The organism is Corynebacterium sp. HMSC08A12, assembly GCF_001807485.1.
GTDB classification, from domain to species: domain Bacteria; phylum Actinomycetota; class Actinomycetes; order Mycobacteriales; family Mycobacteriaceae; genus Corynebacterium; species Corynebacterium evansiae.
Map to the genome: position 1 here is coordinate 20,089 of NZ_KV789187.1, position 24,468 is coordinate 44,556.

General features: G+C 64.0%; 22 protein-coding genes. 7 read left to right on the forward strand and 15 right to left on the reverse strand.

What is annotated here, in order from left to right; genetic code table 11:
- Positions 1-29: 29 nt before the first annotated feature.
- Entirely contained in the window at positions 30-1,280 is a 1,251-nt protein-coding gene (locus tag HMPREF3166_RS07315) for a CAF17-like 4Fe-4S cluster assembly/insertion protein YgfZ (protein WP_083293844.1), read from the forward strand.
- A 225-nt stretch (positions 1,281-1,505) separates the two neighbouring features.
- The gene (locus tag HMPREF3166_RS07320) at positions 1,506-1,760 is read left to right on the forward strand and encodes a DUF3073 domain-containing protein (RefSeq protein WP_035004612.1); all 255 of its coding nucleotides are present in this window, start codon (positions 1,506-1,508) and stop codon (positions 1,758-1,760) included.
- A 125-nt stretch (positions 1,761-1,885) separates the two neighbouring features.
- On the opposite strand, the gene purM is transcribed toward HMPREF3166_RS07320, so the two are convergent.
- The 3 genes from purM to HMPREF3166_RS07335 all read right to left on the reverse strand — a co-directional run bounded on the left by purM (position 1,886) and on the right by HMPREF3166_RS07335 (position 4,976).
- Complete coding sequence (purM, locus tag HMPREF3166_RS07325) at positions 1,886-2,986, reverse strand: phosphoribosylformylglycinamidine cyclo-ligase (protein ID WP_070488471.1); 1,101 nt, start codon at positions 2,984-2,986, stop codon at positions 1,886-1,888.
- 26 nt (positions 2,987-3,012) lie between these two features.
- A complete protein-coding gene (gene purF / locus HMPREF3166_RS07330) occupies positions 3,013-4,485 on the reverse strand; it encodes an amidophosphoribosyltransferase (RefSeq protein WP_141741148.1) in 1,473 nt (490 codons plus the stop codon).
- Between the two features lie 110 nt (positions 4,486-4,595).
- On the reverse strand, positions 4,596-4,976 hold the full coding sequence (locus HMPREF3166_RS07335; protein WP_049050093.1) for a sterol carrier family protein: 381 nt from the start codon (positions 4,974-4,976) through the stop codon (positions 4,596-4,598).
- Positions 4,977-5,122: 146 nt separating this feature from the next.
- Here HMPREF3166_RS07335 and HMPREF3166_RS07340 point away from each other — a divergent pair, with 146 nt between their 5' ends.
- The gene (locus HMPREF3166_RS07340) at positions 5,123-6,178 is read left to right on the forward strand and encodes an acyl-CoA thioesterase (protein WP_049050094.1); all 1,056 of its coding nucleotides are present in this window, start codon (positions 5,123-5,125) and stop codon (positions 6,176-6,178) included.
- Positions 6,179-6,322: 144 nt separating this feature from the next.
- On the opposite strand, the gene purL is transcribed toward HMPREF3166_RS07340, so the two are convergent.
- The 10 genes from purL to purD form a co-directional block, all read right to left on the reverse strand.
- Positions 6,323-8,752, reverse strand: a complete 2,430-nt coding sequence (gene purL, locus HMPREF3166_RS07345) for a phosphoribosylformylglycinamidine synthase subunit PurL (protein ID WP_070488475.1) — start codon at positions 8,750-8,752, stop codon at positions 6,323-6,325.
- 31 nt (positions 8,753-8,783) lie between these two features.
- Complete coding sequence (gene purQ / locus HMPREF3166_RS07350; RefSeq protein ID WP_011273065.1) at positions 8,784-9,455, reverse strand: phosphoribosylformylglycinamidine synthase subunit PurQ; 672 nt, start codon at positions 9,453-9,455, stop codon at positions 8,784-8,786.
- Positions 9,456-9,710 carry a phosphoribosylformylglycinamidine synthase subunit PurS gene (gene purS, locus HMPREF3166_RS07355; RefSeq protein ID WP_011273064.1) on the reverse strand — a complete coding sequence of 85 codons (255 nt, stop codon included), beginning with the start codon at positions 9,708-9,710 and terminating at the stop codon, positions 9,456-9,458.
- Positions 9,711-9,790: 80 nt separating this feature from the next.
- Complete coding sequence (locus tag HMPREF3166_RS07360) at positions 9,791-10,525, reverse strand: DUF2334 domain-containing protein (RefSeq protein WP_070488477.1); 735 nt, start codon at positions 10,523-10,525, stop codon at positions 9,791-9,793.
- A 68-nt stretch (positions 10,526-10,593) separates the two neighbouring features.
- Entirely contained in the window at positions 10,594-12,831 is a 2,238-nt protein-coding gene (locus HMPREF3166_RS07365; RefSeq protein WP_070488478.1) for a S9 family peptidase, read from the reverse strand.
- 50 nt (positions 12,832-12,881) lie between these two features.
- Positions 12,882-13,775 carry a phosphoribosylaminoimidazolesuccinocarboxamide synthase gene (locus HMPREF3166_RS07370; protein ID WP_035004628.1) on the reverse strand — a complete coding sequence of 298 codons (894 nt, stop codon included), beginning with the start codon at positions 13,773-13,775 and terminating at the stop codon, positions 12,882-12,884.
- Between the two features lie 77 nt (positions 13,776-13,852).
- Positions 13,853-15,283, reverse strand: a complete 1,431-nt coding sequence (gene purB / locus HMPREF3166_RS07375; RefSeq protein WP_035004630.1) for an adenylosuccinate lyase — start codon at positions 15,281-15,283, stop codon at positions 13,853-13,855.
- Between the two features lie 29 nt (positions 15,284-15,312).
- Positions 15,313-15,972 (reverse strand): potassium channel family protein, encoded by a 660-nt coding sequence (locus tag HMPREF3166_RS07380; protein WP_070488480.1) that lies wholly within the window; start codon positions 15,970-15,972, stop codon positions 15,313-15,315.
- Positions 15,965-17,329, reverse strand: a complete 1,365-nt coding sequence (locus HMPREF3166_RS07385; protein WP_051901673.1) for a TrkH family potassium uptake protein — start codon at positions 17,327-17,329, stop codon at positions 15,965-15,967. Before HMPREF3166_RS07385 ends, HMPREF3166_RS07380 begins: the two co-directional genes overlap by 8 nt.
- Before the next feature lie 75 nt (positions 17,330-17,404).
- Positions 17,405-18,661, reverse strand: coding sequence for a phosphoribosylamine--glycine ligase (gene purD, locus HMPREF3166_RS07390; RefSeq protein ID WP_070488482.1), 1,257 nt, complete (start codon positions 18,659-18,661; stop codon positions 17,405-17,407).
- Positions 18,662-18,726: 65 nt separating this feature from the next.
- Between purD and HMPREF3166_RS07395 the strand changes: the two genes are divergently transcribed.
- Together HMPREF3166_RS07395 and HMPREF3166_RS07400 are read left to right on the forward strand one after the other, a co-directional pair.
- Complete coding sequence (locus HMPREF3166_RS07395) at positions 18,727-19,164, forward strand: HIT family protein (RefSeq protein WP_070488484.1); 438 nt, start codon at positions 18,727-18,729, stop codon at positions 19,162-19,164.
- A 63-nt stretch (positions 19,165-19,227) separates the two neighbouring features.
- The gene (locus tag HMPREF3166_RS07400; protein ID WP_237746292.1) at positions 19,228-20,433 is read left to right on the forward strand and encodes an esterase/lipase family protein; all 1,206 of its coding nucleotides are present in this window, start codon (positions 19,228-19,230) and stop codon (positions 20,431-20,433) included.
- Between the two features lie 30 nt (positions 20,434-20,463).
- On the opposite strand, the gene HMPREF3166_RS07405 is transcribed toward HMPREF3166_RS07400, so the two are convergent.
- Positions 20,464-22,053: a sensor histidine kinase gene (locus HMPREF3166_RS07405; RefSeq protein WP_049050100.1), complete on the reverse strand. Its 1,590-nt coding sequence runs from the start codon at positions 22,051-22,053 to the stop codon at positions 20,464-20,466.
- A 12-nt stretch (positions 22,054-22,065) separates the two neighbouring features.
- Complete coding sequence (locus HMPREF3166_RS07410) at positions 22,066-22,773, reverse strand: response regulator transcription factor (protein WP_049050101.1); 708 nt, start codon at positions 22,771-22,773, stop codon at positions 22,066-22,068.
- A gap of 263 nt (positions 22,774-23,036) precedes the next feature.
- On the opposite strand from HMPREF3166_RS07410, the gene HMPREF3166_RS07415 reads away from it, so the two are divergent.
- Both HMPREF3166_RS07415 and HMPREF3166_RS07420 read left to right on the forward strand, forming a co-directional pair.
- A complete protein-coding gene (locus HMPREF3166_RS07415; protein ID WP_070488486.1) occupies positions 23,037-23,708 on the forward strand; it encodes a L,D-transpeptidase in 672 nt (223 codons plus the stop codon).
- Positions 23,709-23,830: 122 nt separating this feature from the next.
- On the forward strand, positions 23,831-24,343 hold the full coding sequence (locus tag HMPREF3166_RS07420) for a GNAT family N-acetyltransferase (RefSeq protein WP_049050103.1): 513 nt from the start codon (positions 23,831-23,833) through the stop codon (positions 24,341-24,343).
- The last annotated feature ends 125 nt before the right edge of the window (positions 24,344-24,468 follow it).

The following is a 24,468-nucleotide window of genomic DNA, read 5'->3' on the forward strand; positions in this document are numbered from 1 at the left end:
TTGGCATGCCAGCCCCACCGCGTCCTACGATGGGAGGTGTGTTTGATCTGACTCACAGCCCGATCGTCGACCACGCACCTGCCGCCAGCCCGCTGACTGGCAGTGAGGCCGCCGAAGTTTCAGAGGCACCGGAAGCTCAGAGCAGCGCCACTGCCTGGCACTACGGCAACCCCCTCGCCGAGCAGTCCCGCGTAAACGACGGCAAGCCCGGCCTCGTGGATTTTTGGGATCGCGTGGCCATCCGCGTGTCGGGTGCGGAACGCCGCGATTGGCTCAACAACCTGATCTCCCAGAAGGTCAACGCCATCGAGCCCGGCCAGGCCACCTTCGGCCTGATTCTCGACGTCAAAGGCCACGTCGAGCACTTCTTCGGAATCCTCGCCACCGACGACACCTTGATCCTCGACACCCCAGCCACCCACGCCGACGCGCTCGAGGATTATCTGAGCAAGATGGTCTTCTGGTCGCAGGTCTCCGTCGAGCGCCTGCCGTGGGCGCGACTCACGGTGATCGGCACGGATCTCGCCGCGGATTCTTCGCTCTTTACTGTTGACGCCACCTCCTCCGCCGCCCTGCCCGCTCAGCTGAGCCTCGACGTTCCGGAAGATGTGGATCTGCAACTGTGGAGAACCAGGACTATCGGCGAGCTCCAGGCCCTGGACCTGTGGGTTCCCCGTGAAAGCTTCACCCGCGCCTGGGACAAGCTGACTAATGTCGCCCAGCCCACCGGGCGCATGGCTTATGACGCCTTCCGTGTGCAGGCACGCCTGCCGATCCTGGGCGTGGATACCGACGAGCGCGCCATCCCCCACGAGGTTCCCGCCTTCATCGGCAAAGGAATCAGCGGCGCCACCCAGCTGGACGACGTTTCCGCCGGCCCCACCGAGGCCGCCGTGCACCTGAACAAGGGCTGCTACAGGGGGCAGGAGACGGTTTCCCGAGTGCATAACCTGGGCAAGTCTCCGCGCGTTCTGGTGATGCTGCACCTGGACGGATCCGCCAACCGGCTGCCCGAAGTAGGTGCCGAACTCACCGCGGGTGGCCGCGGAATCGGCCGGGTTGGGTCCAGTGTGCACGACTGCGACTACGGCCCTATCGCTCTGGCTTTGGTGAAGCGGAACGTGGTGGAGAAGGTGGCGTCCAAAAACAGCGACGTACCCCCGCTACTCGCCGATGGGATCGACGCATCGATCGACCCCAGCGACCTTGCGAATGCCGCGGGAGACAACTCGATCCGACCGGGGCGCGCGGCGATTAACCGCCTGCGCGGGAAAAATTAGAAAACCCTCACATTGGCTTGACCCCCTTGACTGCGCGATGATTACGCAGGTCACAGGGGGTATTCAGCGTGGAAACCCCCGCGCCTACGCCTTCGACGGGAGGGGGCTTTTGGGAAAAAATGATTGCTAACCGCTATGGTGTAGGGCAGGAAGAAACTTAACTTGTAAACGAAAAGGGTGGCCGAACTCCCGCGCCACTCGAGGACACCGCAAGGGGGTCAGGCCATGGGTCGCGGCCGTGCCAAGGCAAAGCAAGCCAAGGTTGCTCGTCAGTTGAAGTACAACGCTCCGGAAATGGATCTGGAGAGGCTGCAGAGGGAACTCTCTGGCCAGTCGCAGAACCGGGGTTCCGGTTCCCGCGGCGGTAGCGAGTACGACGAGTACGAGGATGACTACAGCGATTACGCTGCAGAATACGACGACTACAGCGACGAGTACGCCGACGACTACGAGGATAAATACTCCAACGGGTCGCGGTAAAAGCCAACCTATTCACTAGAAAAACTCCCGCAGCTGACGCTTTTGAAAAGCGCAGCGCGGGAGTTTTCTTGCTTTTGTCCTTGCCCCGGCTCTGGTTGGCTCTAGTTTGTTGGCTCCAGCTCGCCCTAGTTGGTTGGCTCCACGGGACTGCGGTACTCGCCATCTAGGACCGCGCCGGTCTGGCCGTCCTGTGCCGGGCGAACTTCGCCCAGTCGCCAGGCATCAATGTGGCGAGCAGTTAGCATCGCCAGTGCACGCTCGGCATCGTCTTCCGCGACGACGGCGACCATGCCCACGCCCATGTTGAAGGTCTTCTCCATCTCCTCCTGCGAGATCTGGCCTTCCTCCTGGATCAGGCGGAAGATCGGGCCAGGGGTCCAGGAAGAACGCTCCAACTCTGCGACCAGGCCGTCCGGGATCACGCGTCCCAGGTTGGCGGCCAAGCCACCGCCGGTGATGTGCGCGAAGGTGTGGACGTCGCACTCGCTGGCCAGCTTCAGGCAATCGAGGGCGTAGATGCGGGTCGGCTCCAGCAGCTCCTCCCCCAACGTGCGGCCGAGGGATTCGATGTGGCCATCCAGCGGCAGCTGCTTAGTATCCAGCAGCACGTGGCGCGCCAGGGAGTAGCCGTTGGAGTGCAGGCCGGAGGAGGCCATGGCGATCACCACGTCACCCGGTCGCACGCGATCCGGCCCCAGCAGGTTGGCCTCTTCGACCACGCCGACGGAGGTGGCGGAGACGTCGTACTCGTGTGGCTCCATCACGCCCGGGTGCTCAGCGGTCTCGCCGCCCAGCAACGCACAACCGGCTTCCTCGCAACCCGCGGCGATGCCGGAGACGATGCTGGCAACGTGTTCCGGCACGACCTTGCCGATGGCGATGTAATCCTGCAGGAACAGTGGCTCGGCACCGCAGACCACCAGGTCATCCACGCACATGGCGACCAGGTCGCGGCCGATCGTATCGTGCTTGTCCATCGCCTGGGCCACGGCCAGCTTGGTGCCCACTCCGTCGGAGGACGCGGCCAACAGCGGCTTTTCGTAGTCCCCCAACGCGAACAGGCCGGCGAAGCCACCGAGCCCGCCGCGCACCTCGGGGCGGGTGGCCTTCTTAGCCAGCGGCGCGAAAAGCTCTACCGCGCGGTCGCCGGCCTCAATGTCTACACCGGCAGCGGCGTACGATGCGCCCTCTGCCTGCTTCGGGGTGTTATCGGGGTGGTCACTCATGGCTTGTCCTTGCTTTCTAAGCTTTCTTAATTCTTCGCCTGCTGCTTCAGCATCGTTTCTACCAACGCCGCGTTCGGGTTGTCGCTCGGCATGCCCAGCGGGAACACACCGTCGAAGCACGCCGCGCACAGCTCGTCGCTGCTTTGTTGTGACGCCTCAATCATCGCCTCGGTCGAAACGAATGCCAGGGAGTCCGCGTCGATCTCCCGGCGAATTCCCTCCACCGGGTCCGAAGGATCCACATTATTCGCAATCAGCTCGGTGGGCGAGGCGAAGTCGATGCCGTAGAAACACGGCCACTTTACGGGTGGCGAGGCTATGCGGACGTGCACTTCCTTCGCCCCGGCCTCGCGCAGCATCTTAATCAGCGCGCGCTGGGTGTTTCCGCGGACAATGGAATCGTCCACCACGACCAGGCGCTTGCCCTCGATGACCTCCCGCAGGGGATTCAGCTTCAGGCGAATACCAAGTTGGCGGATGGTCTGCGAGGGTTGGATGAAGGTGCGCCCCACGTAGGCGTTCTTCATCAACCCCTGGCCAAAGGGAATATGGGAGGCCTGGGCGTACCCCACCGCCGCGGGCGTGCCGGACTCCGGCACGGGAATCACCAGGTCGCCCTCCGCCGGAGCCTCCTCTGCCAGCTTGCGGCCGATCTCCAGGCGGGTGCCGTTCACCGACCGGCCACGGATGACGGAATCCGGGCGAGCCAGGTAGACGTACTCGAACACACATCCCTTGTGCTTCGTCTCCGCGAAGCGGCGGGAACGCACGCCGTCGCCGTCGATAGCCACCAGCTCGCCCGGCTCGACGTCGCGGACGAAACGCGCGCCCACGATGTCCAGCGCCGCGGTTTCGGAAGCAACAACCCAGCCGCCGCTGGCCAGCTGGCCGATGGACAGCGGGCGCACGCCCTGCGGGTCTCGGACGGCGTACAGTGCGTCACCATCGGTAAACAGCACACAGAAGGCGCCCTTGACCTTGGGGAACAGCTCCATGGCTGCTTCCTCCACACCGTGCCCCTCGCGGGTGTCGGCGGCCAACAGGGCGCACATGACCAGCGAATCAGAGGGGTTTTCCTTCGGATCCACCAGACCCAACCGGGCGGCCTCCTGGGTGAGCTCGCGGTGATTCACCAGATTGCCGTTGTGGCCCAGAGCCACGTCGGTTCCGTCGGGTGCCATGCGGAACATGGGCTGTGCGTTCTCCCAGCTATTACCACCAGCAGTGGTGTAGCGGTTGTGCCCCATGCCGATGTGGCCCTTGAGGGCCTCGAGCGACTGCTCGTCAAACACCTGACTGACCAAGCCCAGATCCTTGAACACGACGATCTGGTCGCCATCCCCCACCGCGATACCCGCGGCCTCCTGGCCTCGGTGCTGCAGCGCGTACAGGCCGTAGTACGTCAGCTTAGAGACGTCCTCCCCCGGCGCCCATACCCCGAATACGCCACATTCCTCCCGGGGCTCGGTTTCGCCCCGGTCGTCGAACGGGCTCAGCAACGGTTCTGCCTCTGCTTGTTTTCTCTGGCCTTGAATGTTTGCCACTATGCCGACTCTACTAGCCCATCCGCACTAACCCAAAGGGATGCCCTTTCGCCGGCTGAGTGACCTCACATTCTCAACAGTGGAAGGTGCTCGGCGATGGCGGAGGCGCGGGTGCCGGAGGTGTCGGCGTCCGAACCAGAAAGATCCTCAACCCCCACAACCAGGCGCAGCCACGTAATCGGCGAGCACTGAACAACGTTGGGCGGAGTGCCACGGCGATGCTCCAGTCCCGAGATGCACTGGATGGCGGCGAAGGGAGGAATGCGCACCTCGACGGAATGGCCGGGGGCCAGCTCCTCCAGGACAGCCGCGGACAGGCGAACCGCCGCAGCTACGTCGGCACGTGGCGGACGAGGCTGCTCCGCGGGGTTGTTCACCCAGGGCAACACCGCTTCAACGGCACTGCGAGCAGCGGCGGATAGTTCCGGGCCATGCAAATGCTTCATGCCTAGTAATTGTAGTTCTGAGTTTGTAGCGCTCTATCGAACACCGACGTGTGGGGCGCGTTAGTATTGGGGAGTTGAACACAAGAGAAGTACAGAAAATTCAGTACAGGGAATTCAGTACAGGGATTTAAGGAAGGCAGCGACCCGTGGCGGAAAGCGCAGAAAACACCACCCAAAGCGAGCACAATGCAGCTGATAACACGGCGGAGGCTCCCCACGAGCGCAGCCCGAAAGTGACGCTGCGCTTCCTCGCCGCCCCGACGGACGTGCTGATGGCAGGGGCGATGGGCGTACACGGCGGTCGCGTACTGGAATGGATCGATAAGGCCGCCTACGCCTGCGCCGTCGGCTGGGCTCAGTCTTACTGCGTCACCGCCTACGTGGGACACATCCACTTCACCCGCCCGATCCCCTCGGGCCACATGGTGGAGGTCCGCAGCCGCATCGCCTACACCGGCCGCAGCTCCATGCACATCGTCAACGAGGTGCTGTCCGCCGACCCGCGCGAGGGCGTGTTCACCCGCGCCTGCGACTGCCTGGTGATCTTCGTCGCCCTGGACGAAAACGGTAAGTCCAAGCAGATCCCCTCCTACGTACCGACGACCGATGAGGAAAAGCGCGTGGAAGATGCCGCGCTGTCCCGCATCCAGCTGCGCAAGGCCATCGAAGAGGAGATGCTGCGCCAAACCTACACCGAAAAGTCCACCGCGCCGGAGCTGGTGAACCGCTTCCTGGCGAAACCGACGGACGTGAATTGGGGCGGCAACGTGCACGGTGGCACCGCCATGGAATGGATCGACGAGGCGGCCACCGCCTGCACGATGCAGTGGACCGGCGAGCGCACCACCGCGGTGTACGCCGGCGGTATTCGCTTCTACCGCCCGGTGCACATCGGCGACCTCGTGGAGGTGGATGCACGCCTGGTGCGCACCGACGAGCGTTCGATGACGGTGATGGTGCACCTGCGCGCTGGCGACCCGCGCGAGGGCAAGGGCAACCTGCCGGTGGCCATCCACGCATCCATGACGTACATCGCTATCGACCTGGACGGTAACCCGCTGCAGGCCCGCAAGTACACGCCGGTGACCAGCGAGGATAAGCGTCTGGAGGAGCACGCCGCCACACTGCGTAACCTGCGCAAGGAGTTCCTGCCGCGGCCGCTGGTGAGCCCCAGCAACCGCGACTTCCGCTTCGTGGAGTAACGCCCGGGGAGCTGGGCGCAACTCCCCGCCCCGCTGAATACTCCTGAATACTCCGCACGGCGCATAGCAAAAGGGGCTCGCGACCACACCGGTCGCGAGCCCCTTTCTCAGCTCTAGCTCTTCAGCGCCTTACTCTTCGGCACCTCAGATGACGGAGTTGTTGCCTGCCGCGTGGCTAAACAGCGCGGGAAGCGTGGACGTCCACGCATTCTCCGCCGCCTCCAGGGAGAGGACGACGTCGAAGTCCTCATCGTTCTGCTTGGCCGGGTCGAGTTCGACCTCTCCACCGAAGGGCAGCACCGGGAACACGCCGGATCCGAAGCGAACAACAGGCTGGTCTGCCGCGTCGTTCACGCCGGTCAGGCCGATCCAGCCGCCGGTCAGGCCGGTATCGGCCAACTCGCGCATCAGGTCGCCGTAGTCCTCGCTGCGCACTGCCAGCAGCACGCGGGAGGCGGTCTCGGAGAACAGCCCCACCGCCGCCTGCTGAGCCAGCGTGCGGCCCTCCACGGCGGCGGACTCGTGCTGGCTGAGCATCGGGTTCACGGCTACTCCGCGGCCGGACTGGATTGCCAGCTCCACGACGGCCTGCGACAGGCCGCCCTCGGAGAGGTCGTGGGCCGCGACGATCTTGTCGCGCTGCGCGGTGATGAAGGCGCCCAGGCGCTGCTCCACGGACAGGTCCACCTGCGGCGGCATGCCGGCCAGCTCGTCGTGGACGACCTGCTGCCAGATGGAGCCGCCGAGCTCCTCGCGGGTTTCCGCGCCCACCAGGACCAGGTGGTACTCCTCCTGCTTCTCGCCCTCGGCAGCCGGCTTAGGCAGCTGCTGCGGAATCCGGCGAGCGCAGTCGTCGATGGTGCCCAGCACCGCGATAACCGGGGTCGGCAGAATGGCGGTGTCGCCGGTCTGGTTGTAGAAGGAGACGGTGCCGCCGGTGACCGGAATGCCCATCTCCTTACAACCATCGGCCAGGCCGTGCACGGCCTCGCGGAACTGCCACATCACGCCCGGATCCTCCGGGGAACCGAAGTTCAGGCAGTTGGACACTGCCACCGGGGTGGACCCCGTGACGGAGACGTTGCGGTAGGCCTCCGCCAATGCCAGCTGGGCGCCAGTGCGAGGATCCAGGCGGGTGTAACGGCCGGAGGCGTCGGTAGAAACGGCGATGCCGCGACCGGTCTCCTCGTCGATGCGCAGCACGCCCGCATCCGCGTCCTTGGCCGCAACAGTGTTACCGCGCACGTAGCGGTCGTACTGCTCCGTGATGAATTCGCGGGAGCACAGCGCCGGGGAGGCCGCCAGATCCAGGATCTGTTGACGTACCTCCTGGGAGGTCTCCGGCAGCTCCACGCCGCGAACCTCGTTCAGCTCGTCCTGCTCTGTCGGGCGCTCGTAGGGGCGCTCGTAGACCGGGCCTTCCTCGGCCATGGTGTGCGCCGAAGCGTCCACCACGATCTCGCCGCAGTGCTCGATGACAAGGTGCTCGCCGTCGGTCACGCAGCCGATGTCGGAGGCCAGCACATCCCACTTGCGGCAGATTTCCATGAACGCATCCACGTTCTCCGGCTCCACGACGGCGCACATGCGCTCCTGCGACTCGGACGACAGGATCTCCGCGGCGGTCATGCCCTCGGCGCGCAGGTGCACGTTGTCCAGGTTGATGTGCATACCGCCATCGCCGGCGGAAGCCAGCTCGGCGGTTGCACAGGAAAGCCCGGCGCCGCCGAGGTCCTGAATACCCACCACCACGTTGGCGCGGTACAGGTCCAGGCAGCACTCGATCAGTACCTTCTCCGCGAAGGGGTCGCCCACCTGCACGGCGGGCAGCTTGCGCTCCGCGCCTTCCTCGAAGGTGTCCGAGGCCAGCACAGACACGCCACCGATGCCGTCCAGCCCCGTGCGGGAGCCGAAAAGGATCACTCGGTTGCCCTTGCCAGAGGCGAAGGCCAGCTTGAGGTCTTCGGTCTTCAAAGTGCCCACGCACAGTGCATTTACCAACGGGTTACCCGCGTAGGTGGCGTCAAAAACAGTCTCGCCGCCAATGTTCGGCAGCCCCAGAGAGTTGCCATAACCGCCCACACCCGCGACCACGCCGGGCAGCACGCGCTGGGTATCCGGCAGGTCGGCCGGGCCGAAGCGCAGCTGATCCATCACGGCCACCGGGCGCGCGCCCATTGCCATGATGTCGCGGACGATACCGCCCACGCCGGTGGCTGCGCCCTGGTAGGGCTCCACGTAGGAGGGGTGGTTGTGGGACTCGACCTTGAAGGTCACCGCGTGGCCATCGCCGATGTCGATCACGCCAGCGTTCTCACCGATACCGGCGAGCATCTTGGACTTCATCTCTTCGGTCGTGGTCTCGCCGAAGTAACGCAGGTGCGTCTTCGAGGACTTGTACGAGCAGTGCTCGGACCACATGACGGAGTACATGGCCAGCTCCGCATCGGTCGGGCGGCGGCCCAGCAGTTCCTTGATGCGCGCGTACTCGTCGTCCTTTAGGCCCAGCTCGTGATACGGCTGCTCCAGGTCCGGGTTGGCCTTAGCATCGGCGACCGTGTCGTTGTGAATCATGAGGATCGGGTGCTCCTTGTAAGAAAAAAGATTAGGAAACGAGCGTGGACAGAACGGACTGGAACAGCCCCAGGCCATCCAAGGACGGGCCGGTCAGGGTTTCCACGGCGTGTTCCGGGTGCGGCATAAGGCCAACCACGCGACCGTTTTCGCTGCACACTCCGGCGATCGAGTTGCGGGAGCCGTTGTGGTTCTCGACGTAGCGGAACACCACGCGGCCTTCGCCCTCTAGGCGCTCCAGCGTTTCCTCGCTGGCCTGGAAGCGCCCCTCACCGTGCTTCGAGGGCACCAGGATCTTGGTGCCCTCGGCGAACTGGTTGGTCCATGCCGTGGAGGTGTTTTCCACGTCCAGGTAGATGTCGCGGCACACGAAGTGGAGCCCCTCGTTACGGGTGAGGGCTCCGGGCAGCAGGCCGGCTTCCTGCAGAATCTGGAAGCCGTTGCAGATCCCCAGCACCGGGGTACCGCGCTCCGCGGCAGCCACCACGGACTTCATTGCCGGGGCGATGGCGGCGATAGCACCGGCGCGCAGGTAGTCGCCGTAGGAAAAGCCACCGGGGACGACCACAGCGTCGACGTTCTTCAGGTCCTCGTCTGCGTGCCACAGCTCCACCGGCTCCGCACCCGCCAGGCGCACAGCGCGTACGGCATCGACATCGTCGAGGGTGCCGGGGAAGGTGATCACTCCAATGCGGCTGGTCACTTACTTAGCCTCCACATCTGCGCCTTCGACGACCACGTCGTAGTCCTCGATCACGGTGTTTGCCAGCAGGTCGGAGGCGATCTTCTCCAGATCCTCGCGCGAGACCCCCTCGCCGACCTCCAGCTCAAAGCGCTTCCCCTGGCGCACATCCTCCACTCCACTGATGCCGATGCGGCCCAGGGCGCGGACTACGGCCTGACCCTGCGGGTCGAGGATTTCCTTCTTGGGCATAACGTTGACGACAACACGAGCCATGGCTTCTACATTCTCCCAGCTTTGCGGTATTTTCCCGGTTGGTTACCGCCCCATCGTAACACTGGTGGGCGACCGTCCCCCTAAGCTACAGATGCCTGCTGGCGTTCCACGTAATCGCAGTAGTTCGCGGACTCGTAGCCGGCCTCGCGCAGCAACTCGAGAATGCGCAGCATATCGCTTGCCACGTCGTCTTTGGCGGCCTTCGCCGCGCTGATGGAAAGGCGGATGTCTTTGCCCTTCGCGGCGCTGCGGCGCGCGCTGTTGAGGACGTTGCGACGCCACCATTTCACCGACCCAAACCCATCGCCGAACGCGAGCACACGCACCGGATGGCGCTTTTCATTGATGAGATCCCGGATGGTGTACGCATCCGCCGCGACTGCGAAACCTACCTCGCCAGCGGCCTGCAGCGCGTCCTCCGACGCCAGCCAACGGGTCGGAGCGAAGGCCTTCGGGCTCAACCCGAGAGCATCCAGCTGGCGGGTGGCTGCGGAGAGCCGCAGGGTGGCCTCGTGGCGGCCGAGCCGGTGGAACTCCCCTTTGCCAGGCGCCCCACCCAGCGGCCCGAGCCCGCCTAACAGCAGCTCGTGGCCGCGGGCAGCGGAATCGTGGACCAGCTCCAGCGTCGCGTGGTCATCCTTCAGGCGCCAATTTGGCCCCTGCACTGTCAGCACCAAACCAGCGTGTAGTTCCAGCGCCCGCGCTGCGTCGCGCATCTTCTCCGCCGCAGTTACCGTGCCCTGGCGCAAACCGGTGATGGTCAACAAAACGCGGGGGGCACGCTGGGTACTGGGGGTGGACTGTGCGGGGCTCATAGATACTTAGCCTGCACAACACAGGTGAACGGGAGGTAACGCCCGCCCTACATCTGGGCGTCGAATTGTTAAAGGCTCGTCCCCTCGTCGGGCTTTTCCGTCACCAGCAGTTCGGTGGCTCCCATCTTTTCCAGCTCCCAGGCGGTCTCGAAGGCCGCCTGGCGCCATTTGGCGTAGCGGCCGGATACGCCGCCGTGGCCGGCCTCCATGTCGATGCGCAGCAGCGTGTTCTCGGCGCCCACCTCGCGCAGCTTTGCCACCCACTTCGCGGGTTCCACATACAGCACGCGGGTGTCGTTCAGGCTGGTCACCGCCAGGATCGGCGGGTAGGTCAGGTCGGCCGAGACATTCTCATAAGGCGCGTAGCCCGCCATGTAGTCGTAGACCTGTGGGTCGTGGAAGGGGTCGCCCCACTCGTCCCACTCCGTTACGGTCAGCGGCAGCTCCGGCATGAGCATACTGGTTAGCGGATCTACAAAAGGGACCACGGCTTCGATGCCCGCGAAGCGATCGCCCGCCAGGTTGGCCACCGCGCCCATGAGCATGCCGCCGGCGGAGCCGCCCTCGGCCACCATCTGCTCACGGGTGGTCATGCCCTCGCGCAGCAGGTGGTCAGCGACGGCCACGAAATCCGTGAACGTGTTGCGCTTCTCCAGCCCCTTGCCGTGGTCGTACCACAGTCGACCCATCTCGCCGCCACCGCGGACGTGCGCGATGGCGTACACCACGCCGCGATCCAGCATGGACAGGCGGAACAGGGAGAACCCTGGGTCGATGCAGTTTTCATAGGACCCATAGCCGTACAGCAGCACCGGGTTTGCCTGACTGATGTCCACGTCCGTGCGGTGAATCAGGGATACCGGGATGCGCGCGCCGTCCTCGGCCGTCACCCACAGCCGCTGCGAGGTGTACTGCGCGGGGTCGAACTCCCGGCCGTCCGGGTCGGCCAGAACCTGCTGTTCCTTACGCAGGATCTTCTCCCCCGTCGCCAAGTCGATGTCATAGATCCGCGGCGGGGTGGTGAAGGCTGTGTAGGCCACGCGCAACACGGGGCTCTCCCACTCGCTGTTGCCGACGGCGCCAACCCCGCAGAGTTCCCCGGGGAATTCGATCTGCTCGAACTCGCCGAAGGCCGGGGCGGAAGAGTGGCCGGTCGAGGCGTCGGCGTCACCAAGCTTCATGATGTAGCTGGTCTCCAGCGCATTCTCTCGAGCTTCGAGGACAATGTGGTCGCTGAAGACATCCACGCCTTCCAGGCGCGCGTCCTCGCGGTGCGGCACCAGTACTTGAACGTCGTCCCACGCGGCAATCTGGCCGGTCGGGTGGTAACCCAACTCGCAGTTCGGACCTGTCTTGTTGTGCAACATCAGCCACAGGTCCTGGCCACCCACGACCGCGTGATCCACTGCATACTCGACATTGGCTTCGCGCGGGATTACGCAGGTCAGCTCCGCATTCGGATTCTCCAGATCGAGGTACCACACCTCGCTGGTCACCTTCGAGCCCGTGTGGATCAACAGGTAACGCTCGGAGCGGGTCGTCGCCACTCCCGCCCAAAAACGTTCGTCGTCTTCGCGGTACACCAGCTCGTCTTTATCGACGCCCTCACCGACTGTGTGGCGCCAGACCTCGTGTGGTCGCCACGCTTCATCCACGCGCTGGTAGTACACGGTATCCCTGCCGACCCAGGTGGCGCCGTAGAAGACGTCCTCGATCACGTCCTCCAGGTCCTCCCCCGTAGTGAGGTCGCGGATGCGCAGGGTGAAGCGCTCGGAGCCGGTTTCGTCCACCGAGTAAGCCAGGCGCGTGCCGTCCTGAGTCACACTGGCCGCGCCCAGACTAAAGAACTCCTTGCCCTTGGCTAGGGCGTTGCAGTCCAGGAAGGTCTCCTCGCCCGGCGCGGGGATGCCCGGTTCGATCGTCGGTGGGGTCCAGTCGTCTTGATCGGCGATGGGAACGCGGCACATGGTGCCGTAGCTCTTGCCTTCCTCGGTGCGGGAGAAGTACCACCAGCCCTCGGAACGCACGGGCAGGGACATATCGGTCTCCTGCACGCGGGCCTTGACCTCCTCGAACAGACGGTCTTCCAACGGCTTGAGGTGGGCGGTTTGCTGGGCGGTCCAGGCGTTTTCCGCCTCTAGGTGCTGGCGGACCTCCGCGTTGTCCTTGTCGCGCAACCACTCGTAGTTGTCGACGAACTCGCGGTCGTGGAAGGTGCGGGTGTGCGGCACCTGCTTGGCAACCGGCGGGGCTGCGATTGGGTTGTTAGCTGTCTGGGGCGCGTCGTTATTAGGCATACGCGCCATGCTACTCAGACAGGACTACTGGGAGCCGAATTGGTTGGGGCTGCAGTCGCCTAGACGCACTGGCCAATCCAGTCGGAGAAGCGCTTGCCGGATAGCTTCTCGTAGGCCTCGATGTAGCGCGAGCGGGTGGCTTCCACCACGGAGCCCGGCAGCGGCGGCGGGGGCGTGCCCTCGGACTTGTCCCAGCCGGACTTCGGGCCGGTCAGCCAGTTGCGCACGTACTGCTTATCGAAGCTGGGCTGCACCTTGCCCTCCTCGTAGCCCTCGGCGGGCCAGTAGCGGGAGGAGTCCGGAGTCAGAACCTCATCGGCCAGTACCAGGGTGCCGTCGGCATCCAGGCCAAACTCGAACTTGGTATCAGCCAGGATCAGGCCGCGCTCCTCGGCAATGGCGGCGGCCTTCTTGTAGATCGAGAGGGTCGCATCGCGCAGCTCGTTGGCGCGCTCCTCCCCCAAAGCCTCGACGACCACGTCAAAGCTCACGTTCTCGTCGTGGTCACCCAGCTCGGCCTTGGTGGCCGGGGTGAAGATCGGCTCCGGCAGGCGGGAGGCCTCCACGAGCCCCTCGGGCAGCTCCACACCGCACACGCTGCCGGTTTCCTGGTACTCCTTCAGGCCAGAGCCGGTCAGGTAACCGCGGGCCACGCACTCGAAGGGGATCATATCCAGCTTCTTGCACAGCATGGCGCGGCCGAGGACGTACTCGGGGATCCGCTCGTCATCCAACGCACCGGCCAGGTGGTTGGGGAAATCGATCTCGTCAAAGAAAAAAGCGCTCACGGCAGTGAGCACCCGGCCCTTGTCTGGGATCTCAGTATCAAGGACGTAGTCGTAGGCACTGATCCGGTCACTGACAACCATCAGCAGGTTGTCCTCGTCGACTTCGTAGATCTCCCGCACTTTACCTGCGGAATGGTGCTCGTACTCGCACAGTTCTGGACGCATGAGTAGACAGTGTAGCCCTGTACCAGGCATTTGACTATTTGTGGCCGGAACTGTGCGAATCTTCGGCGTTTCCGCAGCTACAGAATCTCGCCCGGCGCGTAGGAAGCGGCCTCCGGGTGGCGGTTCTTAACTTCCTCGATGCGCGCCAGAACGCGGGACACCTGGGACTCGGCCGCGCCGATGAATGCGTGGCGATCCGCCAGAGCCTCCTCCAGCTGCGGTTCGTCCAGCGGGAAGCGGTCGTCGCCGGCGAGGCGCTGCACCAGATCCTGGTCGCCACCGTTCTCGCGCATGTTCAGCGCCACCGCCACGGCGTGCTCCTTGATCAACTCGTGGGCCGTCTCGCGGCCTACCCCGGCGCGCACGGCTGCCATCAGGATGCGCGTGGTGGCCAGGAACGGCAGGTAGCGCTCGAGCTCCCGGTCGATCATTGCCGGGAAGACTCCGAACTCGTCCAGGACGGTCAGGAAGGTCTCACACATGCCGTCGAAGGTGAAGAAGGCGTCCGGAAGAGCCACGCGACGAACCACAGAGCAGAACACGTCGCCTTCGTTCCATTGCGCACCGGCCAGGTCGGCGGCCATGGTCAGGTAGCCGCGCAGCAGGACCTGCATGCCGCCCACGCGCTCGCAGGAGCGGGCGTTCATCTTGTGCGGCATGGCGGAGGAACCGACCTGGCCTTCCTTGAAGCCCTCCGTGACGGTCTCGTTGCCCGCCATCAGGCGAATCGTCATCGACAGCGAGGACAGGGCGGCGCCGATTTGCGCCAGGGCGCTCAGCGCGTCCATGTCCAGGCTGCGCGGGTAAACCTGGCCGACGGAATCGAATACGCGGGAGAAGCCAAGGTTCTCGGCGATGGTGCTTTCCAGTGCCGCCAGCTTGGACTCGTCGCCGCCGACCAGGTCCAGCATGTCCTGGCTGGTTCCCATCGGCCCCTTAATGCCACGCAGCGGGTAGCGCCCCAGCAGGTCCTCGATGCGCTCCAGCCCTACCAGTAGCTCATCGGCGGCGGAGGCGAAGCGCTTGCCCAAGGTCGTTGCCTGGGCGGCCACGTTGTGAGAGCGCCCGGCCATCACCAGCGACTGATTCTCCGCCGCACGGCGGCCGATGCGCGCCAGGACGGCGACAGCCTTGTCGCGGGCCAGCTGCAGGGAACTAAAGATCTGCAGCTGCTCCACGTTCTCCGTCAGGTCGCGGGAGGTCATGCCCTTGTGGATGTGCTCCTGGCCGGCCAGCGCATTGAATTCCTCAATGCGGGCCTTCACGTCGTGGCGGGTGACCTTTTCCCGCTCGGCGATGGAAGCAAGGTCTACGTTCTCGATGACCTTCTCGTAAGCCTCGATGGCCTCGGCCGGGACATCGACCCCGAGGTCGGCTTGGGCCTTCATGACGGAGATCCAGAGCTTGCGCTCCATGATGATCTTGTCCTCCGGGGACCAAATGGCGGTCATCTCTGGGGAGGCGTAGCGATTGGCAAGGACGTTGGAAATATTTTTCTTAGCAGGCACGTCCTCGAGTTTATGCGTACCGCTGACTTTTAGGAATCCGCGAACTTCTCCAAGTCCTTGATCCGCCCCGCGGCGATCACGAGGTCGCCGGAGCGAATCACGTACTCCGCCGGCGGAGTAGAGAAGTGCCCGTCCGCCGAACGCACCGCGACGATGGCGATCCCCTGCGGTGTCTCCTCCACCTTGCGACCGTGCATGTGCAGTGGCGGCGCCAGCTTGGCCATCGCAAAGTCGCGGTCGAACTCGATGTACTCCTGCACGTGGCCTGCGATCAGGTGCGCCACGCGCCGCCCGGTATCCCTTTCAGGGCGCACGACGTGGTGCACGCCGATCTGCGTAAGGATCTTCGCGTGTTGCTGGTTGTCTGCCTTCGCCCAGACGTTGGGCACCCCTAGGTCCATCACGGCGGAAGCTGTAAGTAGTGACGCCCCCATGTCTGAACCGATGCCGATTACAACACGGTGGGCATCATGCACCCCGAGCTGGCGCAGCGCATCCTGATCGGTGGTTTCGGCGATGACCGCGTGCGTCAACAGCGGGGCGGCTTTCGTCACCACAGCTTCGTCCACGTCGATGCCCAGCACCTCCACGCCGGACTGCACGAGTTCTTCGCCGAGGGCCATGCCGAAGCGGCCCAGGCCGATGATGACGACGGGAGGGTTAGCAGGGCGGGAAAAGAACTTAGCCAATGAACGGCCTTTCTACTGGGTAGGAATAGAGGCGTTGGTTAGTGCGGGCGGCCAGAGCCGCGACCACGGTGATGGGACCGATGCGTCCGAGGTACATCAGCACGACCAGCCATATGCGGGCGAAGTCCGGCAGCTCCGGGGTGATGCCGGTGGTCAGGCCCACGGTGGCGAAAGCGGAGATGGTCTCGAAGGTGATTTGATGGGAATCGTACTGCGGCAGCAAAAGTTGCAGCGCCATGATGGATACTCCGACCACCAGGAAGGCCATCATGAATACCGCCATCGCCTGGCGGACGATGCGGCTCGGAATTCGCCGACCGGCGACCAGCAGCTGCTCGTCGCCACGCACCTCCGCGATCAACACGGCCACCAGCACCGCAGCGGTCGTCACCTTCACGCCACCCGCGGTGCCGCCCGAGCCGCCGCCGATGAACATCAGAAAGTCCGTCAGCATCAGCGAGGACGGGCGCAGCTCCGTCAGATCCACTGAGTTGAAGCCGGCCGTGCGGGAGGAAACAGAGTGGAAGAACGCCGCCTGCAGCGCCGATAGCGGTGTGAGGTCGCGCAGGGCGTTGGTCCACTCCATCAGCGCGAAGCCGACCGTACCCACCACCAGCAGGATTGCGGTGCCGGTGAGCGTGAAGATCAAAGTCAGCGATGGCGGGCGCTTCACCTTCGAACGCCACCGCGCCCGCAGTTCCAGCAGCACGGGGAAACCCAGGCCGCCTATGACGATGCCGACGGCGATGGGCAGGATGATGCCCGCGTCGTTGACGTAGGGCATCAGGTTGTCGGAGCGCAGGCCGAAGCCAGCGTTGTTGAACGCGGAGATCGCGTGGAACGTACCCTCCCACACTGCCGGCAAGAAGCCGTATCCATAGCCAGAGGCAAAGCGGAAGGTCAGCACAATGGCTATCACCAGCTCAGTGGCCAGGGAAAAGCCGATGGTGCCGAAGATGATGGTGCGGATTTCGCCCAGGCTTCTTCCGCGTTGTTCCGCGGCGGCGCGCAGGCGGCCTTTGACGCCCATCTGTCCAGCCAAAACATAACTCACCACAGTGGCGAGTGTCATGATGCCGAGACCTCCGACCTGGATGAGCAGCATGATGACGACCTGCCCGAAATGGGACCAGTAGGTCGCGGTATCCACGACGGTGAGACCGGTCAAGCAAGTGGCCGAAGTGGCGGTGAAAAGAGCGGTGGTGAACTCCGGGCTCTCCGGTCCGCTGCGGGATATGGGCAACAGCAACAGCGCCGTGCCTGCGAGGATAAGCAGCAGGAAACTGACGGAGACCAGCTGCGCGGGGCTGAAGCCTTGCCAGCCCCGCCGGCGATTTTCGCCTGGGTGTGCAATCACAAGTGGTTACATTAAACCTATTGCCCCCCAGTGCGAAACCCTTATGCGCGAGTTTTTCTCACAACATCCCGGGCGCTAGATGGAAATGCGGCCTTCAACTGCGGGAAGGGCGATGTCGGAGCGGTAGTGCGAACCTTCCAGCTGGATGCCCTGCAGGGTCTCATAGGCCTGCTTGCGTGCCTCTGCCAGGGTGGCGCCGGTGCCGATGACGTTCAGCACGCGGCCGCCGGAGCTCACCAGCTGACCATTCTGTTCCGCCACGCCCGCGGCCAAAATGCCGCGGGATTCGTTGCCCGGCTCCGCGCCGACAATCGGCTTGCCGGTAACCGGGCTGGCCGGGTAGTTCTCGGCGGCTAGCACGACAGTCAGCGCGTAACCGTCCTCCCACTCCAGCGGCGGAAGCTGGTCCAGGGTGCCGGTCGCCACAGCATTCAGCACCCCACCCAGCGGGGTCTTCAGCAAACGCAGCACGGGCTGAGTCTCCGGGTCGCCGAAGCGGCAGTTGAATTCCACCACAGCCGGACCTTCGCTACCCCAGGCCAGACCTGCGTACAGCAGGCCGTTGAAAGGCACGCCCTCGGCGACCATCTGCTTGGCCACCGGCTCCACAACCTCGGTCACGATGCGCTGCACGCCATCCGCCGGCAGCCACGGCAGCGGAGTGTAGGCGCCCATGCCGCCGGTGTTTGGGCCTTCGTCGTTGTCCCCCACTCGCTTGAAGTCCTGCGCGGGCAGCAGCGGCACCACGGTCTCGCCATCCACCAGGCAGAACAGGGAAACCTCCGGGCCATCCAGGAAGCTTTCCAGCAGCACCGGGTTGCCGCCTGCGTGCACGGCGTGGATGTGCTCCAGAGCCTCCGCACGGTCGGCCGTGACCACCACACCCTTTCCGCCGGCCAGTCCATCGTCCTTGACAACGTAAGTTGGGCCGAACTTGTCGAGGGTGGCGTCAATAAAAGAATCGCTAGACCCGACAGGAACAGCGACGGCATCGGCGGTACGGACCTGCGCCTTGGCCATGATGTCCTTCGCGAAGGCCTTCGAACCCTCGATCTGTGCGGCGGCGGCCGACGGACCGAACACGGCAAAGCCCGCCGCTCGCAGCTCGTCGGCAACCCCGGCGACCAGCGGGATCTCGGGGCCGATAACAACCAGATCCGCCTCGATCTCGCGGGCCAGGGCCACCGGATCGCCATCCGGGTGCAGGGTGGCCACGGCCGTCATGCCGGCGTTACCCGGGCTGACGTGAACCTGTTCGACGGAGGGATCCAGGGACAAAGAATAAGCCAGTGCGTGCTCGCGGGCACCGCTGCCGATAACAAGAATGCGCATGGTTCCCCAGTCTAGCGAAGCTAACCCCCGCCACCAGATACGTTTAACGCGCTAACATCGGCAGCATGGCTACGGTATTCACGAAAATCCTGAACGGTGAGATTCCCGGTCGCATCGTCTACCGCGACGAAACCGCGGCGGCGTTTTTGACCATCGAACCCGCGGCATACGGCCACACGCTGGTCGTACCGATCGAGGAGGTCGACCGCTGGACCGATATGGATGCGACAACGTGGGCTCACTGCAACGAAGTCGCGCAGCTGGTGGGCAAGGCCATCGTCGAGGCTTTTGACGCCCCCCGCGCCGGCTACCTGATCGCTGGATTCGAGGTGCCACACGCCCACATCCACATTTTCCCGGCTTCCGACATGTCCGGCTACAGCCTGCAGAACGTGATGCGGATGGACGAGACGGATCCAGAGAAGATGGATGAGTCGGCGGCCAAGATCCGCCAAGCGCTGCAGGCTCAGGGTGTAGACGAGGCGAAGATCCCTTCCGCTTAAAGGCTTGAAAGTTTAGAGCACAGCCCCCTTCTTTCGTTTCATTGTCATTGCGGTGGATAACCAGTGGAAAACGACAACAACGACAACGTGGTTGACCCAGAGGTCTCCCCAGAGCTCGACCCAGAACTCGGCCTAGAGGAACTAGCCGAGGTCGATCCCCCGGCGAGTGCAGCCGTGGCAGAGAGCTTCAAGGACCCCGATAGCTTCGATAGCTACGACGGCTACGGCAACTATCGCAGTGGCTCTTCGGACGATGACTACGACCCCGCCAACGCGGGCGACGTCATCGGCCCCGACCCTGATATCCGCAGCTGGCTTAGCCGCCTTGGCAGCGGCATGGCCAGCGGTCTTTCCAACACCGGGCGCTTCCTTTGGGACATTCCGGGGCGCATGACCCGCCCGCAGCTACCGCAGCTCCGCGGTGCCATCCCCGACCCGCCGCTGGGCGCCCGCCAAGTCTCCCCCGGTTACGCGGACGACCTCTGGCAAGCCCGCCCCACTATCGACCGCCCGTACCCGGTAATCCTGATCCACGGGACGATCAGCTCGAAGAACGTGTGGCAGAACCTGGTTCTGCGCCTGCGGGACGACGACTTTGTGGTGTTCAGCCCGGACTATGGCGTGCACGGAACGCAGGATATTCCAACCTCCGCCCAGGACATCGGTGCCTACATCGAGCAGGTGCTGGCCGCCACGGGCGCGGAGGCTGTGGACATCGTGGGACATTCCCAGGGTGGGCTGCTGGCCCGCTATTGGATCAACGAGCTCGGCGGCGAGGATTACGTCCACCACCTCATCACGCTCGGCGCTCCGCACCAGGGCACCACACTCATGGGCATGTTGGGCGGCATGTTTACCACGGACATGAGCCAGCGCGTGGCGGCTGCCACCATTCGCCGGGTCTTCGGCGCGGCGGGCATGCAGCAGGTCATCGGTTCGCCGCTGATGGAAACCCTGGCGGCCTCCCCCGAAACCCGCAACCACATTCGCTACACCTGCTACGCCACTCGCAACGATGCCACCGTGGTGCCTCACGAAAATGCCTTCTTGGGTGACCGGCAGCCCACCATCCCCAGCGACCACACCACGTTCCAACTCGAGGACGGCCATTCAAACGACACGGGCGAGGCCATCATCACGAACTATTTCCTGCAGGACTTGGGCGTGTCCAAGTGCAAGCACGAGGAGCTGCCGACGAACCCGGACGTGCAGGACATCGTCCACTTGGCACTGCTCGACGGCTTGGAGGAAGGCGATACAGAAGCGTAGGCGGGGCGGCCTCACATGCCCCGCGGGGCGCTATTCCGCTTCGGGTGCTTCGGGCAACTCGATCCGGAAGCGCGTTCCCTTGCCTTCTTCGCTGTCCACGGTGACCGTGCCGCCGTGGACCTCCACCAGCCCCTTGACGATCGACAGCCCCAGCCCCGAGCCACCGGAAGCTCGGGAGCGCGAAACATCCGGGCGGTAGAACCTTTCAAACAGGTGTGGCACGTCTTCAGCCGGGATGCCCTGGCCGTTGTCCTCCACATCCACGATCACGTTGCCGTCGCGCTTATCCAGGCGCAGCTTCACCTCAGCGTCTTCGCCCGCGTGCCGCAACGCATTGGTCACTAGGTTGCCCAGCACCTGGTGCAGGCGGTTCACGTCGCCGATGACGATCGGCACATCCCCGGTTTCGTTGACGACCTGCACCGTGCGGTTCGGGAATCCCGCGCGCGCCGACTCCGCGGTTTCCAGCACCAATTCCAGCATGTCCACGCGGTTCTTCGCCAGCGGTCGGCCTTCGTCCATGCGGACCAGTGCGAGGAGGTCTTCGACCAGCAGACTCATGCGGCCAGCCTCTTCCGAAATCCGGTCGATGACCATGGGGGCGTCATCAGTAGCACCCGATTGGTACAGCTCCGCGTATCCGCGCACCGACGTCAACGGCGTGCGCAGCTCGTGCGAAGCATCCCCGATGAAGCGGCGCATCGATGCCTCGGAGCGACGTGCCTGCCTTTCCGAAGCGCCAATGGCCACGAACGCCGCTTGGATCTGCGCGAGCATCTTGTTGAGCGCCTGCGAAAGCCGCCCGACCTCTGTGTTGGGCCGCCAATTCGGCACGCGCTGCCCGAGGTCACCGTTCGAAATTTTTGACGCCGTCAGTTCCACCTCGTTCAGTGGACGCAAAGCGCGGCGCACCAGATACATCGATGCCAGGATGACGAACGCGACGACCGTCAGGCCGATCACTGCCTGCAACAGCACGAGGCGGGAGATAATGTGCTCTTCTTCGGCCAAAGGCAGGGCAACGATCGTGATGGTGCCGTCGTCATTGCGGAAGCTGGTAGCACGCCAACTGATGTGCGTGCCGGAGTCCTCGCGCGAGCCGACGGTCACGGGCATGGTGGGCTGCCCCAGACCGCGGATCTCGGGGCGAGCCTTCAACGGGGAGTTGAAGTACTCATAGGAGACCTGGTCGTCGACCACCAGAATGTAGAAGTCGCTGGGTGGGCGGGTAACACCGGTGACGGGATTCGGCGGCTGCTGGAGGTTCAGTACACCGAAACCTTCCAGCCCCAGAGCGCTGCTGTCGCTCCCGCTCCCGCTCGGCGCACTCTGATCCTCGGAATTGCCGTCGGCGAGGCCGGACCGGTGAGCCCAACCGTTTGTCGCCTGATCTAGCTGCTCATCAACCCTTTGAATGAGGAAACGCTGCAGGGTGGTCGTCACGGAAACACCGGAAACCGTTAGCCCCATTGCGACCAGCACCGCGATCACCACGACCAGGGAGATGCGCAGCGGATAGTGAGACAGGAAATGCCCAGGATGACCGGAGCGGACGGGGACGGCGGAGCCTACAGCAGACACAGCAGACTCGGGCGCGCCGGTGTTATCAGCGTTGGACATAGGAATCAGGTTTTAGCTGCGGGGCTTACGCAACACGTAACCCACACCGCGGACGGTCTGGATGAGGTGTGGCTCTTCCTTGTCGATCTTGCGGCGCAGGTAGGAAACATAGGACTCGACGACGTTGCCGTCGCCGCCAAAGTCGTAATTCCACACGTGATCCAGGATCTTCGCCTTGCTCAGCACAACCTCGGCGTTGACCAGCAGGTAGCGCAGCAATTTGAATTCCGTGGGCGATAGGTCGACGATCTCGCCGGCCTTCGTGACCTCGTGCATGTCGTCATCCAGAGTGATGTCCTCGTAGGTGATCAGGCTGGATTCCTGCTCTTCCTCGGAGGACACACGGCGCAGGATCACGCGCAGTCGGGTAATGACCTCTTCCAGGCTGAACGGCTTGGTCACATAGTCATCGGCGCCGATGGTCAGGCCGTGGATTCGGTCCTCCACACCGTCCTTTGCGGTGAGGAAGAGCGCCGGGGCATCGTGGCCTGCGGCGCGGAGCTTGTTGAGGAGGGTGAAGCCATCCATGCCGGGCATCATGACGTCCAGGATGAAAGCGTCCGGTTGGTAGGTTTCCGCCAGCGCCAGCGCGTCTTGGCCGTTGTCGGCCGTTTCCACATCAAACCCCTGAAACTTCAGGCTTACCTTGAGGAGGTCAGAAATATTGGCCTCGTCGTCGACGACGAGGACCTTCACCGGCTGGGCGTTAGGCATTGTCATGCACCTCATTGTGCTGCAGAGAATTAGCGTCTATCTGCATGATAGCTGGATGTTTCCTGTGAACCCTGTAGCGGTTTCCCACCATGGCATACCAACGCGGCATACCAACGCGGAAAACTCTCGGAATTCTCTTCCTGCCTCCACGCGCCAACTACCGCGCCAACTTGATTGCCCTCGAAAACTGCAGTGGTTCTGGAAAGAATCTAAAAATTAACCCGTGATTCAGTGCACGTATTCTTCATGCGACCCGATAAGCTATCCCCATGACGAAATCCAACTCTCGCTCCCTCCGCCGCCGCCTCGCCGCTGCCGGTGTCGCAACCATGATGGCTGCCTCCCTGGGCACCGGCGCCGCATCCGCCGCTCCCCTGGGCTCCTCCCAGCAGGACATCAACAACTTCGTTCTGGGTGCCCGCGATAACGTCCACAACAGCACCCGCGGTCTGCCAGAGCCCGTCCGTGGCCAGATCAACCGTGCAGCCGACGATGCCGCTAACTTCTTCGCCCCAGGCGCCCTGGCCGCCCGCGAGCGTGCCAACAAGCCCGCCCCGCGCCCGGCTCCGAAGCACCGTCCCGCTCCGCGCAACACTCAGTGCCCGGCTCAGGCCCGCGGCTGCGTTAACCTGCGCAACCAGACTGCTTGGCTGCAGCGCGGCGGTAAGACCAGCTATGGCCCGGTGAAGATCTCCAGCGGCAAGCGCGGCTACGAGACCCCGAAGGGCTGGCACGTCATCACTCGCAAGGTGAAGGACGACTACTCCCGCACCTACGGCAACGCCCCGATGCCCTACTCCGTGTACTTCACCAACAACGGCCACGCCTTCCACCAGGGCTCCCCGAACGTGATGTCCCACGGCTGCATCCACCTGGCTGCCCCACACGCCCAGAACTTCTTCAACGCGCTGAACGTCGGCGACCGGATCTACATCTACTAGGATTCAACAGCGCTAGGGTTCAACAGCACCAGGGTTCACCAGCCTGTTCACCCCAACCCCCAAGGCGAGCGCCGCACCGGAGCAGCTTCGCCCTGGGGGTTGCTTTCGCTACGCTTACTCCTATGACTTCTTACAAAGAAAATCCTGAACTGTTCACCTTCCGTCGCGCGGTCGAAGCCGACCGTCCATTCATCCACAAGATGAACGCTGAGACGGATACCTGGGGCGATCCGAACAAGGAATACTCGGACACCTTCGACGAGGACACGGTCTTCTACGTGGATGGCTGGACCGAAGGACAAGGTGGCGTCATCGTCGAAGAAAACGGTGAGTCCATCGGCGCAGCATGGCTGCTCGACTCTACGGAAGAAAACCACGGCTACGGCTACGTTTCTGCAGAATACCCTGAGGTGGCGATCGCCATGGCGCCCGGCAACACGGGCAAGGGGCTGGGCACGAAGCTGATGCAGGCAGTGCTGGATCAGGCGAAGGCCGACGGCAAGCCGGGCGTAAGCCTGTGCGTCGTCTTCGGCAACGACCGCGCGAAGCACGTCTACGAGAAGATCGGATACGTCGACAAGGGCGTGGACGAGGCCGAGCACGCGCACGTGATGCTGTACACGTTCGACAGCTAGCCCCCACTTGCTGCCCCAAGGCGAGAGAAAAATTTGAGCCGGCGACGATGTCCGAAGTCAGGACATAGTTGACAACGTGTTCCAGGGAAAAGCGTTGTGACGGTTGTCAGATCAGCCGCGGCATA

Excerpts from the sequence above, each read along its gene's own strand:
- HMPREF3166_RS07315 (WP_083293844.1), top strand. The coding sequence starts at position 30 with ATGGGAGGTGTGTTTGATCTGACTCACAGCCCGATCGTCGACCACGCA.
- HMPREF3166_RS07320 (WP_035004612.1), top strand. The coding sequence starts at position 1,506 with ATGGGTCGCGGCCGTGCCAAGGCAAAGCAAGCCAAGGTTGCTCGTCAG.
- purM (WP_070488471.1), bottom strand. The coding sequence starts at position 2,986 with ATGAGTGACCACCCCGATAACACCCCGAAGCAGGCAGAGGGCGCATCG.
- HMPREF3166_RS07335 (WP_049050093.1), bottom strand. The coding sequence starts at position 4,976 with ATGAAGCATTTGCATGGCCCGGAACTATCCGCCGCTGCTCGCAGTGCC.
- purL (WP_070488475.1), bottom strand. The coding sequence starts at position 8,752 with ATGATTCACAACGACACGGTCGCCGATGCTAAGGCCAACCCGGACCTG.
- purS (WP_011273064.1), bottom strand. The coding sequence starts at position 9,710 with ATGGCTCGTGTTGTCGTCAACGTTATGCCCAAGAAGGAAATCCTCGAC.
- HMPREF3166_RS07360 (WP_070488477.1), bottom strand. The coding sequence starts at position 10,525 with ATGAGCCCCGCACAGTCCACCCCCAGTACCCAGCGTGCCCCCCGCGTT.
- HMPREF3166_RS07365 (WP_070488478.1), bottom strand. The coding sequence starts at position 12,831 with ATGGCGCGTATGCCTAATAACGACGCGCCCCAGACAGCTAACAACCCA.
- HMPREF3166_RS07370 (WP_035004628.1), bottom strand. The coding sequence starts at position 13,775 with ATGCGTCCAGAACTGTGCGAGTACGAGCACCATTCCGCAGGTAAAGTG.
- purD (WP_070488482.1), bottom strand. The coding sequence starts at position 18,661 with ATGCGCATTCTTGTTATCGGCAGCGGTGCCCGCGAGCACGCACTGGCT.
- HMPREF3166_RS07395 (WP_070488484.1), top strand. The coding sequence starts at position 18,727 with ATGGCTACGGTATTCACGAAAATCCTGAACGGTGAGATTCCCGGTCGC.
- HMPREF3166_RS07405 (WP_049050100.1), bottom strand. The coding sequence starts at position 22,053 with ATGTCCAACGCTGATAACACCGGCGCGCCCGAGTCTGCTGTGTCTGCT.
- HMPREF3166_RS07410 (WP_049050101.1), bottom strand. The coding sequence starts at position 22,773 with ATGACAATGCCTAACGCCCAGCCGGTGAAGGTCCTCGTCGTCGACGAC.
- HMPREF3166_RS07415 (WP_070488486.1), top strand. The coding sequence starts at position 23,037 with ATGACGAAATCCAACTCTCGCTCCCTCCGCCGCCGCCTCGCCGCTGCC.
- HMPREF3166_RS07420 (WP_049050103.1), top strand. The coding sequence starts at position 23,831 with ATGACTTCTTACAAAGAAAATCCTGAACTGTTCACCTTCCGTCGCGCG.